The sequence below is a fragment of the Mesorhizobium sp. M7A.F.Ca.US.006.01.1.1 genome (assembly GCF_003997935.1).
GTDB lineage: Bacteria > Pseudomonadota > Alphaproteobacteria > Rhizobiales > Rhizobiaceae > Mesorhizobium.
On the sequence record NZ_RZQL01000054.1, the window covers coordinates 13,589 to 30,474 of the forward strand.

The following is a 16,886-nucleotide window of genomic DNA, read 5'->3' on the forward strand; positions in this document are numbered from 1 at the left end:
GCGGCATCCATCCAAGGGCGGTTACGCCATTGTTCCGCCGTCTATCAAATAGGTGCCACCGGTGCAGAAGCTGCTTTCGTCGCTGGCCAAGAACAGCATGAGGGATACGACTTCCGAAGGCTCTGCGTATCTTGCGAGCGGAACCCGTGCGGCCGAGTCGCCGATCCGCCCGGCGGCGCGCATCGACTGGTCGATAGACTCGATCATTCGCGTGCGGGTAGCCGAGGGGTTGATCGTGTTCACCCGTACCTTGTCCGGAGCCCCCTCAAGGGCAGCGGACTTCATGAGGCCGACAACGGCGTGCTTGCTGGCGCTGTAAGCGCCAAGCCTGGCTGAACCGCGCAACCCGGCCACCGAAGATGTGATGATAATGCTGCCGCCGCCGGACGCTCGCATGGCTGGCAGCAATGCCGCGAGGCCCAGCCAGACGCTGCGCACGTTGACAGCCATCACATGGTCGAACATCGCGACCGGCACGTCCTCGATCCTGCCGATTTCTCCTTCGATGCCGGCGTTGAGCAAGGCTATGTCTACCTGGCCGAAGCGCCGCGCAGCATCCGCTACAAACGCCTTGACCACAGCCTCGTCCGCAACGTCCGCCTCGAAATAGACCGCACGATCTGGCGGAAACGCCTCGGCAAGGCGCTTGAGTGCGCTCTCGTCGCGGTCGACCAGGAAGACCCGCGCGCCTTCGTCGATAAAACGACGGGCGGCCGCGGAGCCGATACCTCCGGCCGCCCCTGTTATGATGGCGACTTTTCCGTCGAGGGCACCCATGTGCGTCTCCCTGTTGAGTGAACTGGTTTCTTGAATGGAGAACGATGTCCCGCGACGTGGATCCTTTCGCGGGAGAGGCGACCCCTTTGACGACGCCGCCTCGCGGGCTGCCTAGAACTGGCAGCCCGTCTTGTCTTCCGGAACAAAGGCTTGCTCCCCGGGAATCTTCCCGGTCAGCCTGTATAGATCGAAAGGTCCTGTCGACTCTGCCGGCGTCTTCACTTCAGCGAGGTTCAAGTCGTAGATGACGCGTCCGTCCTTGCGAATGCGGCCCTTGAAGTCGAGCTCGGAGACCGGCATTTTCTTCATCTGCTCCACGATGGCCTTGCCGTCTGTGGGCGAGCCGAGTTCATCGACTGCCTTCAGGTAATGCATTGTGGCCGCGTACATCATGAACTGATTTTCGGTCGGCACCTTGTTCATCTTTTCTGAAAAGCGTTTGGAAAAGGCGCGCGTGACGTCCGACTGGTCCCAGTAGACGCTGTTGGTCACGATGACGCCCTGGCCCACTTCCAACCCAAGCGCGATGGCGTTAGGCAACTGGAATGCCGGCGCAACGAACTGCATGGTGGTATTGAGGGCGAACTCGCGGGCCTGCTTGATCGAGGTCGACATGTCGGAGCCCGAATTGATGAAGGCAATGACATTGGCGCCTTCCGCCTGGGCCTGCAGCAGATAGGAAGAAAAGTCTGGGTTGCCGAGTGGATGTCGCACCGCGCCGACAATCTTGCCACCCTGCGAGGTAACCAGGTTGGTGACGAGAGCCTGCAACTGGTGCCCGAACGTATAGTCTGTGACAAGCAGGAACCACTTGTCCCCGCCCTTTGCCACCACGGCCTTCGGCGCGGCGTTGCCGAAGGCGAAGTTGTCCATGCCCCACACGACGGAATTGGGCGAACATTTTGCGCCATAGAGGTCCGACGTTGCTGGTCCCACTGGAATGGCGACCTTATTCGCCGAACGGGTGATTTCCTGCGCCGCCAAGCCGATCGTCGAAGTGGTGAACTCCATGGCGACATCCACGCCGCGCTCGCCGTACCACTGGCGCAGTATGCTCAATGCGACATCAGGCTTGAGCTGATCGTCTGCAAAGACAACCTCGATCGGCTTGCCGTTGACGGTACCGCCAAAGTCAGTCACCGCCATTCTTACTGCCTCCACGCCACCTGGGCCGACAACGTCTGCAAAAGCGCCGCTCATGTCCGTCAGGACACCGATGCGGACCGCATTCTCATCAGCCAGGCTGGGCACGGTCATACCCAGAAACAATGCCAGTGCCAGTTTCTTGATCATGCTTTCCTCCCATTGTGTTTGGTTTTCAGAAGTTTCTTGGCGTCAGGGCTCTACCCTTCCGAAGCGTTCCCCACGTCTCCGAACGCAGCCCATCCTCCGTCGACGGACAGCGTCGAGCCGGTGATGTAGCGTGCGCTGTCGGATGCCAGGAAAAGGATCGCTTCGGCGATCTCTTCCGGGGTGCCCAGCCGACCCATCGGAATTCGGCGCGACAGCCTTGCGGGGTCGATCGCTCCCTTGTCGATGAGCCCTTTGACCATCGAGGTAGCGACGTATCCCGGCGCCACCGCGTTGACGCGAATTCCCTTCGATGCCCATTCGCAGGCCAGCGAGCGCGTCAGGGAGTGAACCCCCGCCTTGGCCGCGCCATAGGAATTCCGCCGTGGCAGCCCAACCAGACCAGCGATCGAACCGACATTGACGATCGCGCCTTTTCCCCCGCGTTCCATCGCGTGATAGGCGGCGCGCGAACACAGGAACGTGCCGTTGACGATCACCTTCGTGATGCGATCGAAATACTGCATGTCCTGCTCGGTGGAGGGCTCCTGCGATCCCACGATCCCGGCATTGTTGACGAGCGCGTCGAGGCGTCCGAAGCGCGCGTCCACCGCCGCAAAGGCCGCGTCAACCTGGGTCTCGTCCGAAACGTCGCAGCCAAAGCCTTCGTGATTTCCGGAAAGCTCGCGCGCCCGTGCCCTAGCTGCATCGCCGTCAATGTCGAAGAGGGCGACGGCGTATCCTGCACGCGCGAAGGTCCGCGCCAATGCCCAGCCGATCCCGTTGGCTGCCCCCGTCAAAACGGCTACTTGTTGGTCTGTGATCATGCCAATTTCTCCCCTTCAAGCATAAAGCATTCCCATCCTCAGCCGATGGTGAAGCCGGAGTACCCGGACTCTCGCCCGGCCTGATTGATTTCCTGGAGGTACCGGACGGTTCCGCCCATGTAGAGAAAGTATCTGTTCGTCTTGCCCGTCACGTTTGTGCCCGTGTACCAGGACTTCGTCTTGCTGATCAGCGTCCCCTCTGCGATCCCTGCGATGTGGCGCCCCCAGGCTTCTTCGGATTCAGGCTTCGCTTCGATTGTCGTGCGACCATGTTGGCGAAGGAATTCGAGGCACTCGGTGATCCAGTCGACATGCTGCTGGATGGAGATAACGACGTTGGACAGGACCGAGGGGCTGCCTGGGCCGGTTACGGTGAACATGTTGGGAAAACCGGTCACCGTCAGGCCGAGATAATTCGCGGGACCATCCGCCCACTTCTCGCGTAGCGAGACGCCGGCGCGACCGCGCACATCGATCCGGTTCAAGGCTCCCGTAAACGCGTCGAACCCGGTAGCGAGAACGAGATCGTCGATCTCGTATTCCCCGCGTTGCGTCGCAAAACCACCCTGCGTCATGCCGAGCAACGGCTCGTTTCTCAGATCGACCATCGTGACATTGTCGCGATTGAAGGTCTCGTAGTAGCCATTGTCGACGCACAGGCGGCGCCCGCCGATGCCATACTCGGTCGGCACAAGGCTGGCCGCGACCTTGGGATCCTTTACCTTCTGCGCAACCTTCCTGCGGACGAACTCGGAAGCGTGCTTGTTAACGTCCGGATCCATGGTGATATCCGGATAGCAGTAGGTGAAACCCAGGCCGCCGGCCTCCCAGCGCCGCTCGAACTCGCGCTCCCGATCTTCGGCCGAAACCTCACGCCCCGGGATCGTTCCGGCATTGAAGAGATTGCTGCTGCGCGTTTGCAGGGCGGCTTGCCGCCTTTGCGCGTAGTTCCGCTTCCAATCGGCTTCATACTCCTGATCCATTGGAGAATTTCGTCCCGGGATGGAGTAGTTGGGCGTGCGCTGCAGGACGAACAGATGCCGCGCCTCCAGCGCGATCACCGGGACCGCCTGGATACCGGAGGACCCCGTGCCCACGACCGCTACGCGCCTGCCCGTGAAATCGACCGGCGTTTTCGGCCATGTCGAGGTGCGATAGATATTCCCGGCGAACCGGTCGAGGCCCGGGATGTCCGGTTCGATCGGGACCGACAGGCAACCGGTTGCGAAGATGATGTATCGCGTACGCAGCAAACGACCATCGGCCGTCCTGGTGGTCCACATCGCGTCGTCGTCGTCATAGGTGGCGGCAACAACACCGGTGTTGAGCTCGACGAACTTCCTCAGGCCGAACTTGTCGGCAACGAAATGGATATAGCGAAGGATTTCGCCCTGGCTGGCGAAGCGCTCCGACCACTTCCACTCCTGCTGCACCTCATCCGAAAACGAGTAGGAGTACTGCAAGCTTTCGACGTCGCAGCGTGCGCCTGGATAGCGATTCCAGTGCCACGTGCCGCCAATACCGTCACCTCGCTCCAGGACGATCGCCGAAAGGCCCATTTCCTTCATGCGATACAATGCGTAGAGGCCTGCAAATCCGGCACCGACGATGACGACGTCGTGCGTTTTAGTGATGCTATCAGACATTCCTTGGTCCCTGGTTCGCAGCCTGGCGTCGCCCGATCAAGGCATTGAGGCTGCCGACAACGCCCTGCCGGAACAGCAGTACGCACAACATGAAGACGATCCCGCTGATGACCATCACCGGGAATTCGCTCTCGGCGAAGAACCAGTCGAGCACCACGATGGAGGCTGCGCCGACGAGGGGACCCGCCATGGTGCCAATGCCGCCCACGACCGCGACAATAACGACCTCCGTGGAGGCCAGATATGTCGCGTCGTTCAGCGTGGCGATCTGGAACAGCAGCGCCTTCAGCGCCCCGCCGAGCCCGGCGATGCCCGCGGCAATAACCAGCAGCGCAAGCTTGTAGCGGTAGACATTGTAGCCGAGCGACGTCGCGCGCGCTTCATTGTCGCGAATGGCAATGATGATCTGTCCGAACGGCGAGTGCACGACCCTGTAGATGACTAGAAAGGCAAACAGGGTGAGCGCGAAGATGAAATAGTACATCGTCATGCTGTTCCGCAGGTCGATGAGGCCGAAAAAATCGCCGCGCGGTATGTCCTGCAGCCCATCCTCGCCCTGCGTGAACGAAGACTGGAGAAAAACGAAATAGACGAGTTGCGACAGGGCGAGGGTGATCATAGCGAACTGGATGCCGCGGCGGCGGATGGCGATCATTCCGAACAGGCATCCAACCGCCGCCGCCGTCAGAACACCCAGGGCGATGGCGGCAAGCGGCGGCACATGAAGCATCTTCGCCGCATAGCCAGTGATGTAGGCCGCACTGCTGATAAAGGCGGCATGTCCGAAGGACAGCATTCCGCCATAGCCGAAAAGCAGATTGAACGACGCGGCCATCAAGGCCATGCACATCATCTTCATCAGAAGAAAAGAGAAGAAATAGAGTGGGGCAACAGCCAGCAACCCGATCACTATCAAAACGGCTATTGTTTGCGATCTCATTTCAGGGTCCACATGATTTCAGGGCAGCGCGATCGGCGCGACCGCCTACTCTTGGCGGCCGAAAAGGCCTTCGGGTTTGAACACGAGAACGGCAGCCATGATGACGAATACCGCCATGCTGGCGGCCTGCGGGAACGCGATCTTGGTGACGGTCTCGGCGACGCCGAGGAGATAGCTCGCCGCGATCGTGCCTTTGATCGAACCCATGCCTCCGATGACGACGATGGCGAAGACGACGACCATTATGTTGGCGCCCATGAAAGGCCCCACCTGGTAGATCGGCGCCGCCAAGGTGCCGGCTATCGCAGCCAGCGCCGCGCCGAAGGCATAGGTTGCCGTCAGCAGCAGCGGCACGTTGACCCCGAAGGTGCGCAGCAGTTGCGGGTTTTCGTGTGCGGCACGCAGATACGAACCGGCACGGGTCTGCTCGATCAGCAACCACGTCCCGATGCACAGGACGACCGACGCAAGGACGACGAACAGGCGATAGCGAGGAAAATACATGAAGCCCAGGTTGACGGCTCCCGACAGTATGTCGGGCACCACGTAAGCCCGCCCCGCCGAACCGAACCAGTAGCGGAAAAGACCCTCCACGACCAACGTCAGGCCAAGCGTGAAGAGAAGCCCGTACATATGGTCGATGCTGTAGAGGCGAGAGATCATGGTTCGCTCGATGATTGCGGACACAACGCCCACGACGAGGGGCGCGACCGCAAGCGAAACCCAAAAACCCAGGCCGAAATGCACGAGCAGCAGATAGGACAGGAAAGCGCCCACCATGTACTGGGCGCCATGGACGAAGTTCACGAAGCGCAGAAGACCGAAAATAACCGTCAACCCGACACTCAGCAGCGCGTAGATCGAGCCATTGACCAGACCGAGAAAGATCTGTGGGACTAGGCTCGCGAAATTGATGTCCAGCATTTGCCTCAAACCCCCAAATTCACTTCAACCGCCTCGCGCGACCGACTGAACTCGTCGTGCGTGTAGGTGGCTGTGACTTTCCCGTCTTCGATCACGTAGAAGCGGTCCGCGACCTTCGAGGCGAAGTAGAGGTTCTGTTCCGCGATCAGGATCGAGATGCCCTTGGCCTTGAGGAGTTGAATAACCTCGCCAATCTTGTGGACGACGACGGGGGCGAGCCCCTCGGTCGGTTCGTCGAGAAGCATCAGCGATGCCCCGGCGTGAAGAATGCGGGCGATCGCAAGCATTTGCTGTTCGCCGCCGGACAGTTGGCCGCCCAGGCTCGAGCGCCGCTCCTTGAGGTTTGGAAAAAGCTCGAACAATTCATCGATGTGCATGCCTTTGCTCGACAGGACAGGCGGCAGGATGAGGTTTTCGTGGACAGTAAGTGAACTGTAGATGCCCCGTTCCTCGGGGACGTAGCCCACGCCCAGTCGTGCGACCTTGTGCGGGCTGGTGGCGATAGCGTCGGCCCCCCAAATGCGGATCTTGCCTTTCCGGCTAGGAACGATGCCGACGATCGCCCGCATCAGTGTTGTCTTGCCGACGCCGTTGCGTCCAAGCAGCGCAATGGTTTCGCCTCCGCCCACCGTCAGAGAAAGACCGTGCAAGACATGGCTCTCGCCGTACCAAGCATGAAGGCCTTCGACGGCCAGGGGAATGCTCTCACCCATCCGCGCCACCAATATAGGCATCGCGCACCGCAGAGTTCCTGCTCACTTCGGAATAGGGCCCTTCGGCGATGACCTCTCCGCGGGAAAGCACCGAGATGCGGTCGCAAATGTCTGAGACCACGGAGAGGTTGTGTTCGATCATGATGATGGCGTAACGGTCTGCCAACGACCGGATCAGGCTGCTGACGCTGGCGATATCCTCGTGGCCCATCCCGGCCATCGGCTCATCGAGCAGAAGCAGCTTCGGCTCAAGCGCCAGGGTCGTGGCAATCTCCAGCGTCCTCTTGCGCCCATACGGAAGCGACTTCGCCTTGACATTCCAGAATTCGCCCAGGCCCACCGAACGGAGCAGATCGAAGGCACGGTCGTTCAGTTGGGCAAGAATCTTCCGCGACCGCCAGAACTGGCTTGCCAGTCCGGCCTGCCGCTGCAGCGCAACTTCGAGGTTCTGGAGAACAGTCAGATTTGGAAACACGGCCGAGATCTGGAACGAGCGCACGATCCCGCGTCGCGCTATCTCCACCGGCGTCAGGCGCGTTATGTCCTGTCCGTGAAACCAGATCGTACCGGTGGTCGGCGCGAGGAACTTGGTCAGGATATTGAAGACCGTGGTCTTGCCTGCACCGTTTGGCCCGATGATGCCATGTATCCCCGCGGCACGGATATCAAGGCTGACATTCTTTACGGCCAAAAAATCACCAAACCTTTTGCTCAGACCCCGGACCTGAAGCGCATATCCCACATCTGACATTAAACGCCGCCCCTCCTCAAAGCAGACAGAATTACTAAAGTCACCCCGAATGAGACGAGACTTCCAATTCGACGGATTATCGACAAAAAAATGTCGAGTAAAACATCAGTCTATTCGTGATATATTGTAAGGTTTTTGTCTAAACTAATCGATATGGACTTTCCCCAATCTCCTGTCGGGCCATTGCTCCCATGGTCACGCTAGAAGGCCTCACCATCCAAGGATAATGCTTTTTCATACCCTCCGATAACGGTTGGGCATACTGACAGCCGCGCTGGGTCGACGCCGTCGACCTTGTCAGGCTAGGCGGATCAGACCCCTTCGAAATCCTCCCGATGGCCGATCTGGCCCCTTTTGCAGCTGATGTCGGCATTTCTGACCTGGGAGAAACCGCCGCGCCCCGCGTGAGTAGAGACACGCGCTGAAGGATGGCCCGAGCGGTAAATTGCGGACGTAACGGAGAAATCCCTGGCCGTACGCTGGCGCATACAACGGTTTCATACTGGAATGATCAGGCGTTCTAATCGGGCGACATAGGCAGATGCTAGGAGTCTTCCAACCGAGACAACTTCGCGAGAGGCTTCCCTATGGATTTCAAAGATGAGTACGACGTGATTGTCGTCGGCGGAGGAAATGCGGCGCTTTGCGCCGCCATTTCGGCAGCCAACGAACAAGCTCGCGTTTTGCTGCTCGAACGGTCTCCCGAAGAAGAACGCGGAGGAAACTCGTCGTATACGGAAGGACTGATGCGGTTCGCCTACCAGGGTGCCGAAGACATTCTCGCGCTTTCGCCGGACCTCAGCGACGACGAGAAGAACAGCGACTTCGGCGTCTATACCGAGGACGATTTCTTCAGCGACATGGCGCGCGTCACCGAGAACCGCACAGACCCGGATCTGTGCGAAATCCTGGTCCGCCAAAGTAACCCGACCATGCGCTGGCTGAAGGAACAGGGGCTGAAATTCCTGCCGCAGTTCGGACGCCAGTCCTTCAAGGTTGATGGTCGACACAAGTTCTGGGGGGGCGCTACGCTCGCCGTCTCCGGCGGCGGTCGTGGAATGGTGGATCACCTTTTCAAGATCGCGGCCCGGAAAGGTGTCGATATCGTCTACAACGCTTGGGCGCGCGAACTGATTTCGTCGGACCGGGGCGTGCACGGCGTTGTCGTTCAGGTCGCCGGCGAGACGACGAGCATCAGGGCGCGCAGCGTCGTGCTGGCGTGCGGCGGCTTCGAGGCGAATACCGAATGGCGCACGAAATATCTCGGACCAGGCTGGGACCTGGCGAAGGTGCGCGGCAGCCGCTACAACACCGGAGACGGACTTGACATGGCGCTGCGCATCGGAGCTCAACCCTGCGGCAACTGGTCGGGGTGCCATGCGGTGAGTTGGGAAAGATATGCCGAGGATTTCGGCGATTTCAGCGTCACCGACGACTATGAGCGCGACAGCTATCCCTTCTCGATCATGGTCAACAGCGAAGGAAAGCGCTTCCTCGACGAAGGCGCAGACATCCGCAACTATACCTACGCCAAATACGGCCACATCGTCATGCAACAGCCCGGCCAGTTTGCCTGGCAGATATTCGATTCCTCCGTCGTGCACCTGTTGCGTCCAGAATATCGGGCACGCCGGGTTACCAAGGTTGTGGCCGACACGATCGAGCAATTGGCCGTGAAAATGGGCGACGTCGACGCCACGCAACTCGTTGAGACCATCCGCGCTTTCAATGCCGCGGTGAAGCGGGAAGCTCCATTCAATCCTGCAATCAAGGACGGCCGCGGAACCACGGGATTGCCCATCCCAAAGTCGAACTGGGCGATCCCGCTCGAAAACGGCCCCTTCGAGGCCTACGCGGTGACATGCGGCATCACGTTCACGTTTGGCGGCCTCAAAATCACGACCGAGGGCCAGGTCGTGGATCGCAACAATTTTCCGATCACGGGCCTGTATACCGCTGGCGAGATGGTTGGCGGTCTGTTCTATTTCAACTACCCAGGCTCGACCGGCCTGACGAGTGGGTCCGTCTTCGGCAGACTTGCAGGACGGAGCGCCGCGCTTGCAAGCAGCCGCCTGACCACGGCCGCGCAATAGCCATCGTCCCGCGAACCAAGCAGCCGATTTCGGCTTTGCCAGTCGCAAAGCCATGACGTAGGCTTGGGCACAGTCCCGTATGTCGCTGGTTCACGGGACGACTAGGAATTGTCGCAATGCAACTTCATCAACTCCGTTACATCCTGGAGGTTTGCCGATCGGGAAACCATATTTCCGCGGCGGCGGAAATTCTCCACACGTCCCAGCCCGGGATCAGCAAGCAGATCAGGCTTCTGGAACTGGAGTTGGGCTTCGACATCTTCGAACGCACGCGCAACCGCATCGTCGGCGTGACCGAGGCCGGAAAGGAAGTCATCAAGATCACGGAAATGGTCCTCTCCGGGATCTCCGACATCAAGAAGGTCGGTAGCGACTACAATGGCGAAAGCAGCGGCAAGTTGACGATCGCGACCACCCACACCTTTGCCCGCTACGTTCTGCCTCGCGTGGTGAAGACCTTCATGCAGAAACACCCGACAGTGCACGTCGGGCTCATGCAAGGAAATCCGACCGAGGTCTGTGAGTACGTCCAGGCTGGACATGCCGACATCGCCGTTGCCACGGATAGTATGAAACCGTTCCTGGGCGTGGTGCGGATGCCGTGCTTCACGATCACCCGCAGCGTCATCGCCAGCAAGGGGCATCCTATACTGGACCTCAAGACAATCGGGCTACAGGATTTGGCAAACTATCCCATAATTGCGCACGACAATTTCCGTAGCGGAGGTTGGACGATCCTCGACACGTTTGCGCAGGCCGGTATCAAGCCCAAGATCCAGTTCTCCGGTGTGGATTCGGATGTCGCCAAAACCTATGTCGAAATCGGGCTGGGAATCGCGATCCTGGCTTCGATTGCCGTTGATCCTGTCCATGACGGCGACCTGCAGGCGCGCGACGTCAGCAATCTGTTTTCCTCCAGCATCGCTTACGTTTCATTCCGCAAGAGCGCTTACATACGAAAGTTCGATCTGGATTTCATGAATATCCTTTCGCCCACGCTGACGCGTCGAAAGATCCTGGACGCGCGGGAGGACGCCAGCGAGAAGACGGCGCCCGGCGGAAGCGAGCCCCTCTAGAAACCACCGCAGTCCATCGCCCGAACGATCCTGGCCGGTTGGCGGTGCATGGGGCGCTCGCGAATTTAACGATGCGTCTTCGTCACCGTGCCCACTCAATGTCGGCGGGAATAGCAGGATGATCAAAACGGCAATGCCGGATCGATCGAATCGACGCTAGGTTATCGTCGGAAAGGGAGGTCAAATGTACGGCCATATATATCGTAACGTGGTCCGCCCGTCGGCAGAACTCGTCAGGGAATTTTCTCTCTTGCCCACCGCGACAATCTCGGACTCACTCGGCCGCCATGGAGCGGCCGACATCTCCATTCAGCCGCTCTACCACGAGATCAGCATGGCTGGAGTGGCTTTGACCGTCTTGTGCTATCCGGGCGACAACATCATGACGCATCGCGCCCTTGAGATGGTGCAGCCTGGCGACGTGCTGGTGATAGACGACGGCAACTATGCTACGGGATGCTTCGGCCATCGCAGCGCCATGCTCATGCGGTCGCGCGGCGGCGTCGGCGCAGTGATGAGCGGTTCCGTGCGGGATGCGCGCGAACTGAGGCATGACAAGTTTCCGATTTTTTGCCGCGGTGTCTCGCCTCGCGCGCCACAAAAGAACACGGCTGGATCAATCAACGTGCCGGTGCATGTCGGTGGCGTCGTGATTCGCCCCGGCGACATCGTTGTTGGCGACGACGACGGTGTCGTGGTGGTGCCCCTGGGCGAAGCAGAATCGGTGCTTGCCCGCTGCAAGGTGAGGGACCGGCATGAGCGAACGTCAAAGGTGAAGGAAGGCGACCTGCCCGTGGACCCCAACCATGGCCACCTTGATCTGGGCCGGCTCCTGCATGGAAGGGTCACTGAGCACGACGAAGTCGTCGATTGGTCCATGCCCGCAAAATCAACGTAGCTGTGCGCGGCGACCGACAAAGCGGGCGGAGCGTGTCGGCCTAGCCGAACGTCGCAACAACAGCGCCAAAGCGCGCGATAGGGAAAACGGATACTGCCCATGACAATCATTGACCAGGCTTTGCCGCAGCGGCAAGTCGACCTAGCCGACCCTTTTCTTTTGATCGCCTCGCTTGCTTCACGCGGAGCCGACAGGGGATTGCTGGATGAGGCGATGCCGTACGCGCTCAAAGCCAGCCGGACGCGCGAAGATCTTCCGGCCGATCTGTGCGACCGCCTGCGGAAACTGGTGCTTGATCATGTCGCGCGGCCGGATGTGCCGCCGCTTCTCCCTGCCGATCCGAAATGGCGGCGCATCATCGACTTCGCAACAGGCGTCGCCGTGCCGGATGAGTATGTCGACATGCTCATGGAAGAGTCGGCACTCTGGCCGCGACGGCTTTACCAACCCGAGCTGTCCCCGGCGATCAGAACCGGAACGCCCCATGTCGCAATCATCGGCGCCGGGCTGTCTGGCATCGGCGTCGCGGTCTACCTGAAGAAGGCCGGCATACCTTTTACCATCTACGAAAAGAACGATGGCCCAGGTGGCACATGGTATGACAACCGCTATCCGGGCTGTGGGGTCGACACGTCGAGCCACATCTACAGCTATTCGTTTGCGCTCAATGCGCGGTGGCAGCGCTATTTCAGCAAGCAGCCCGAACTCCTCACCTACATAGAACAGTGTATCGACCGGTTCGAGCTGGGCCCGCATATCCGGTTTGGATCGGCCGTGTCATCCGCGCGATACGATGCTGCCAGCCATCGCTGGCGACTGGTGGTGGCCAACGGCTCCGGTGAAGCCATTCCCGAGGACGCGGATGTCGTCGTCAGCGCGCTAGGCCAGCTCAACGTTCCCTCCGTCCCCGACATCAAGGGGCTGGATAACTTCACCGGCGATGTCGTCCACACCGCGCGCTGGCGGCCTGATCTTGCCGTGGAGGGCAAGCGCGTCGCCATCATCGGGTCCGGCGCGTCGGCGGTTCAGCTTGGGCCGACGATTGCTCCCTCGGTTTCGAGCCTGACGATCTTCCAGCGCTCACCGCAATGGCTATCTTCCCGTCCGCTCTATCACCAGCCAGTCAAGGAGGGAGACGGATGGGCCTATTCCCACGTACCCGATTATCTGAAGTGGTATCGGTTGACGCTCTTCTGGCAGTTTGGAGACCGCCTTTATCCCGCGCTGATGATGCAAGCGGGGCCTGAAGGCTTCCGCCCTTCGCCGCAGAATGACGGCCTGCGCGAGTTGTTTACCTCCTACATCCGCGACAAGCTTGCGGATCGCCCGGATCTGCTGGCAAAATCTCTTCCTGACTACCCTCCGATGGCCAAGCGCATACCGATCGATTTTGGCTGGTATGACATGCTGAAGCGCGACAACGTCGAACTCGTCGACAAGGGTGTCGACCACGTCGAGACCGACGCCCTCGTGGCCGCCGACGGAACGCGCCATCGCGTCGACCTGATCGTCCTCGCAACAGGGTTCAAGGCGACCCGTATGCTTCACAACGTCCCGATCGGGGGACGAGACGGGCTCGACCTTGAGACCGCATGGTCCGGCGACGATCCCCACGCTTACCTAGGCCTGACTGTGCCCGGCTTTCCGAATTTCTTTGTCATGTATGGGCCAAACACAAATCTTGGCCACGGCGGCAGCGTGATCTTCCAGATCGAATGTCAGGCTCGCTACATTGCTTCGGCCATCAACCACCTCGCGTTGAGCAAGAGCAGCGAAATCGAGGTCCGGCGCGAGGTCTGCGACGCTTACAATCTCGAGCTCGACGAATTGCTGACGCGCACTGTGTGGAGTGCCCCCGGCGTGAACAATTGGTTCAAGAACAGCCGGGGCCGTATCGCCACCAACTCACCGTGGCGCCTGGTGGACTACTGGCAGCGTACGCGCACATTTGAGCCTTCGGACTATCTGTTTGCTTGACGTTGTGCGCAAGAAGGAGACCGAGATGGGGGCCAAGGAAAGTGGACCGGCGGCTACATCCGCGCTAAGGCGTTTCGAGGGCGGCGACAGATTGCACCCCGAACTGCGTCAAGTGCTCGAAGCTGCCGCCGGGTTTCCGCCAATCCATAGCCTGCCCGTGGAAACGTCCCGCACCGGATTGGCGGCACGCTATGGGGGGTTGCCGAAGGTCGCGGTAGCCTCGGTCGAGGACCGGACGATCATGACAGCCGGGCGCTCGGTGCCAGGTCGTCTCTACCGGCCTGCCTGCCCGGCAGCGAGGCCGCTGGTGGTTTTTCTCCACGGCGGTGGCTTCGTGCTCGGCGGCCTGGAGTCTCACGACGCCTTATGCCGGCAGCTCTGCAACCGATTGGCCTATCCCGTCCTGTCCGTAGACTACGCGCTTGCTCCCGAGCACAAATTCCCGGCTGCGGTGGACGATTGTGCCGCGGCAATTGGCTGGGCGATCGACAATGCGCACGCGCTGGGCGGGGACAGGGTCGTTCTTGCCGGCGACAGCGCTGGCGCCAATCTTGCACTCGTGTCGGCTCTCCTTCTCAAGGCGAAAGGGCTCTCTGTCTCGGCCCTGGCGCTGGCCTATCCGGTCACCGATGCGCCGGATCCGACGCGGCGTTCCTACGTGGAGCGAGGTGAGGGATACGGTCTTACAGCACAGAGCATGCGCTGGTTCTTTGAACTCTATCTGAACGATCCGGCCGAGGCGACCGACCCCCGGGTATCACCTCTCAGATCGGAGCTTGGCGGACTGGCACCAACCTATGTGTTGACGGCAGAGTTCGACCCGCTCCGCGACGAGGGTTTCGAACTCGCCGACAAGCTGGCCCGAAGCGGCGTCGACGTGACGCATGTCCACCAACGCGATGCCAATCACGGCTTTCTAGCTTGGGCGGGAACGAACTCGCCCTCGGCGCTGGCCATCGACATGGTTTGCGAGTGGTTGTCCCAGAAAATTCCGTGAAGGGAACGGATACAGAATCCGCCTACGCATTTGCGCCAGCCTTCATTCCGGGTTTCGGTGTACAGACCGCCCCTCATGTCTGGATTGCGAAGGGGTCGCGCTCGTCGTCCGAATAATTGATCATGACGTTCTTTGCTGTCATGAACTCCATCAGACCTTCCTCTCCGCGTTCCCTTCCGAATCCGCTGTCCTTGACGCCGCCGAAAGGCATTTGCGCCGCAACCGCACGGTAGGTGTTGATCCAGACCAAGCCGCTGCGCATGGCGCGGGAAACGCGCATGGCCCGGTTGATATCCTGCGTCCAAATTCCGGAAGCCAGGCCGTAACTGGTTCCGTTGGCAATCGTGATGGCCTCTTCCTCCGTGTCGAACGGGATGATCGCCAGCACCGGGCCGAATATTTCCTCCTGAGCCAAGCGCATGTCGTTGCGGACCTCCGCGAAAACGGTTGGCTGAATGAACAGACCGTCACCGAGCGCCTCGCCTGTGGCCCGCCCGCCACCCGTCATCAACGTCGCGCCTTCGCTTTTTGCCGAGCCGATGTAGTCCATGATCCGATTGAACTGCGGTTCATTGGCCACTGTTCCCATCTCGGTTTCGGCCATCCGCGGATCGCCAAGTCGAATTGCAGGGGCTCGTTCCACGATATGCGTCACCACTTCGTCGTAGACGATGCGCTGTACAAGCAGACGCGATCCCGCGATGCATGTCTGTCCCGTTGCACCGAAAATCCCGGCGAAGGCGCCTGTGCTCGCCTTCTTCAGATCCGCATCCGCGAAGATGATGTTCGGCGACTTGCCGCCAAGTTCCATGATCACAGGCGTAAGGGTCCGCCCGGCCGCAGCAGCTACCAGCCGCCCCGCCGTGCCGCTACCCGTGAAGCTGATCTTATCCAAGCCCTCCGCTTTGGCCAAGGCATCGCCAGTGCGCGCGTCGCCCGTGACGACGTTGAAGACGCCAGCCGGGAAGCCGGCTTCCTCCACCAGCTTGCAGAATTCCAGCGTGGTGACCGACGCATGTTCGGAGGGCTTCACGACCACGCAGTTGCCCGCGGCCAAAGCAGCCGCCGCCTTGTTGCCGAGCATAGCCATTGGCGAGTTCCAGGCAATGATGAGACCAACGACACCCAGGGGCTCAAGGGCCGCGTAGTCGAACACATCGCCGCGATCGAGCGGAATGACTTTTCCCCAGAGCTTATCGGCATAGCCGGCATAAAACCGCAGCACGCGCGCCAGATATCGGGCCTGGCCGGTCGTCTCGCGAATCACCTTGCCATTGTCCGTCGTTTCCAGGTTGCCGATGCGCTCGGCCGAACCATCGACAAGATCCGCAAGCTTGAAAAGTAACCTGCCCCGTTCGAGTCCGCTCGTGCCACGCCAGGTGGTCTCGTAGGCATGACGCGCTGCGGCAATCGCGCTTGCCACATCCGATGCATCGGCCTGCGAAATCGTAGCCCATGGCTGCCGCGTAAACGGATTGAAGGTCGGGAAGCGTTCGGGGCCGCTGGATGGCACCCAACGACCGCCGATATAAAGATCATAGCTGGGCAACCGGTCGGACTTTTCCATCCAATCTTCCTTTCTAATTCGCTGAACTCTGGTTGAAACGAGTGCAGTAAGCCTTGGGGTGCGCTCCGCGATGGCAGTCTCTACCGACCCCGCGCAACAGACGACCATGCCATCATGCTTCGGCAGGAAAGCCGCTTTGGCGCTAGACGCTGAGCTGTTCTGGTGTCTTGAAGTCTAGGGATTCGAACCTCCATGACCCTGTTCCCATAGCAGCATGAACAATCGATATGCCCAACCTCTTCGACAGGCGCCGCCGTACCTGTAACGTCGGCTGGTAATGTCTGGAGGTATAAATGACCATTGCCGTCAACCCGTATCCCACTGCTATCGTAACCGGAGCGGCCCGTGGGATCGGACGCGCGACGATGCAGCGACTGCTTGCCGCGGGGTGGTCCGTCGTGGCTGTCGAC

General features: G+C 60.2%; 15 protein-coding genes. 6 read left to right on the top strand and 9 right to left on the bottom strand.

The features are described from left to right. Positions 1 to 21: 21 nt before the first annotated feature. The 8 genes from EN943_RS12220 to EN943_RS12255 form a co-directional block, all read right to left on the bottom strand. Positions 22 to 777, bottom strand: coding sequence for a glucose 1-dehydrogenase (locus EN943_RS12220; protein WP_127412816.1), 756 nt, complete (start codon positions 775 to 777; stop codon positions 22 to 24). A gap of 111 nt (positions 778 to 888) precedes the next feature. After that, entirely contained in the window at positions 889 to 2,070 is a 1,182-nt protein-coding gene (locus EN943_RS12225; protein WP_127412817.1) for an ABC transporter substrate-binding protein, read from the bottom strand. 50 nt (positions 2,071 to 2,120) lie between these two features. Further along, positions 2,121 to 2,894, bottom strand: a complete 774-nt coding sequence (locus EN943_RS12230; protein ID WP_206522749.1) for an SDR family oxidoreductase — start codon at positions 2,892 to 2,894, stop codon at positions 2,121 to 2,123. A gap of 38 nt (positions 2,895 to 2,932) precedes the next feature. Further along, a complete protein-coding gene (locus EN943_RS12235) occupies positions 2,933 to 4,540 on the bottom strand; it encodes an NAD(P)/FAD-dependent oxidoreductase (protein WP_127412818.1) in 1,608 nt (535 codons plus the stop codon). Beyond that, a complete protein-coding gene (locus EN943_RS12240; protein ID WP_127412819.1) occupies positions 4,533 to 5,480 on the bottom strand; it encodes a branched-chain amino acid ABC transporter permease in 948 nt (315 codons plus the stop codon). The genes EN943_RS12235 and EN943_RS12240 overlap by 8 nt, the downstream gene beginning before the upstream one ends. A 45-nt stretch (positions 5,481 to 5,525) precedes the next feature. Then, positions 5,526 to 6,404, bottom strand: a complete 879-nt coding sequence (locus EN943_RS12245) for a branched-chain amino acid ABC transporter permease (RefSeq protein ID WP_127412820.1) — start codon at positions 6,402 to 6,404, stop codon at positions 5,526 to 5,528. Positions 6,405 to 6,409: 5 nt separating this feature from the next. Then, positions 6,410 to 7,117 carry an ABC transporter ATP-binding protein gene (locus tag EN943_RS12250; RefSeq protein WP_127412821.1) on the bottom strand — a complete coding sequence of 236 codons (708 nt, stop codon included), beginning with the start codon at positions 7,115 to 7,117 and terminating at the stop codon, positions 6,410 to 6,412. Next, positions 7,110 to 7,868, bottom strand: a complete 759-nt coding sequence (locus EN943_RS12255; protein WP_127412822.1) for an ABC transporter ATP-binding protein — start codon at positions 7,866 to 7,868, stop codon at positions 7,110 to 7,112. Before EN943_RS12255 ends, EN943_RS12250 begins: the two co-directional genes overlap by 8 nt. A gap of 587 nt (positions 7,869 to 8,455) precedes the next feature. Between EN943_RS12255 and tcuA the strand changes: the two genes are divergently transcribed. From tcuA to EN943_RS12280, 5 genes are all read left to right on the top strand, one after another. Then, positions 8,456 to 9,961, top strand: coding sequence for an FAD-dependent tricarballylate dehydrogenase TcuA (tcuA, locus tag EN943_RS12260; RefSeq protein WP_127412823.1), 1,506 nt, complete (start codon positions 8,456 to 8,458; stop codon positions 9,959 to 9,961). 116 nt (positions 9,962 to 10,077) lie between these two features. Beyond that, on the top strand, positions 10,078 to 11,037 hold the full coding sequence (locus tag EN943_RS12265; protein ID WP_127412824.1) for a LysR substrate-binding domain-containing protein: 960 nt from the start codon (positions 10,078 to 10,080) through the stop codon (positions 11,035 to 11,037). Between the two features lie 184 nt (positions 11,038 to 11,221). After that, a complete protein-coding gene (locus EN943_RS12270; protein ID WP_127412825.1) occupies positions 11,222 to 11,935 on the top strand; it encodes a hypothetical protein in 714 nt (237 codons plus the stop codon). A 99-nt stretch (positions 11,936 to 12,034) separates the two neighbouring features. Then, a complete protein-coding gene (locus tag EN943_RS12275; RefSeq protein ID WP_127412826.1) occupies positions 12,035 to 13,912 on the top strand; it encodes an NAD(P)/FAD-dependent oxidoreductase in 1,878 nt (625 codons plus the stop codon). A gap of 25 nt (positions 13,913 to 13,937) precedes the next feature. Beyond that, entirely contained in the window at positions 13,938 to 14,909 is a 972-nt protein-coding gene (locus tag EN943_RS12280) for an alpha/beta hydrolase (protein WP_127412827.1), read from the top strand. 73 nt (positions 14,910 to 14,982) lie between these two features. On the opposite strand, the gene EN943_RS12285 is transcribed toward EN943_RS12280, so the two are convergent. Continuing rightward, positions 14,983 to 16,476, bottom strand: coding sequence for an aldehyde dehydrogenase (locus tag EN943_RS12285; protein ID WP_127412828.1), 1,494 nt, complete (start codon positions 16,474 to 16,476; stop codon positions 14,983 to 14,985). A gap of 293 nt (positions 16,477 to 16,769) precedes the next feature. On the opposite strand from EN943_RS12285, the gene EN943_RS12290 reads away from it, so the two are divergent. After that, the coding region (locus tag EN943_RS12290; RefSeq protein ID WP_127412829.1) for an SDR family NAD(P)-dependent oxidoreductase at positions 16,770 to 16,886 on the top strand (117 nt) is incomplete at its 3' end.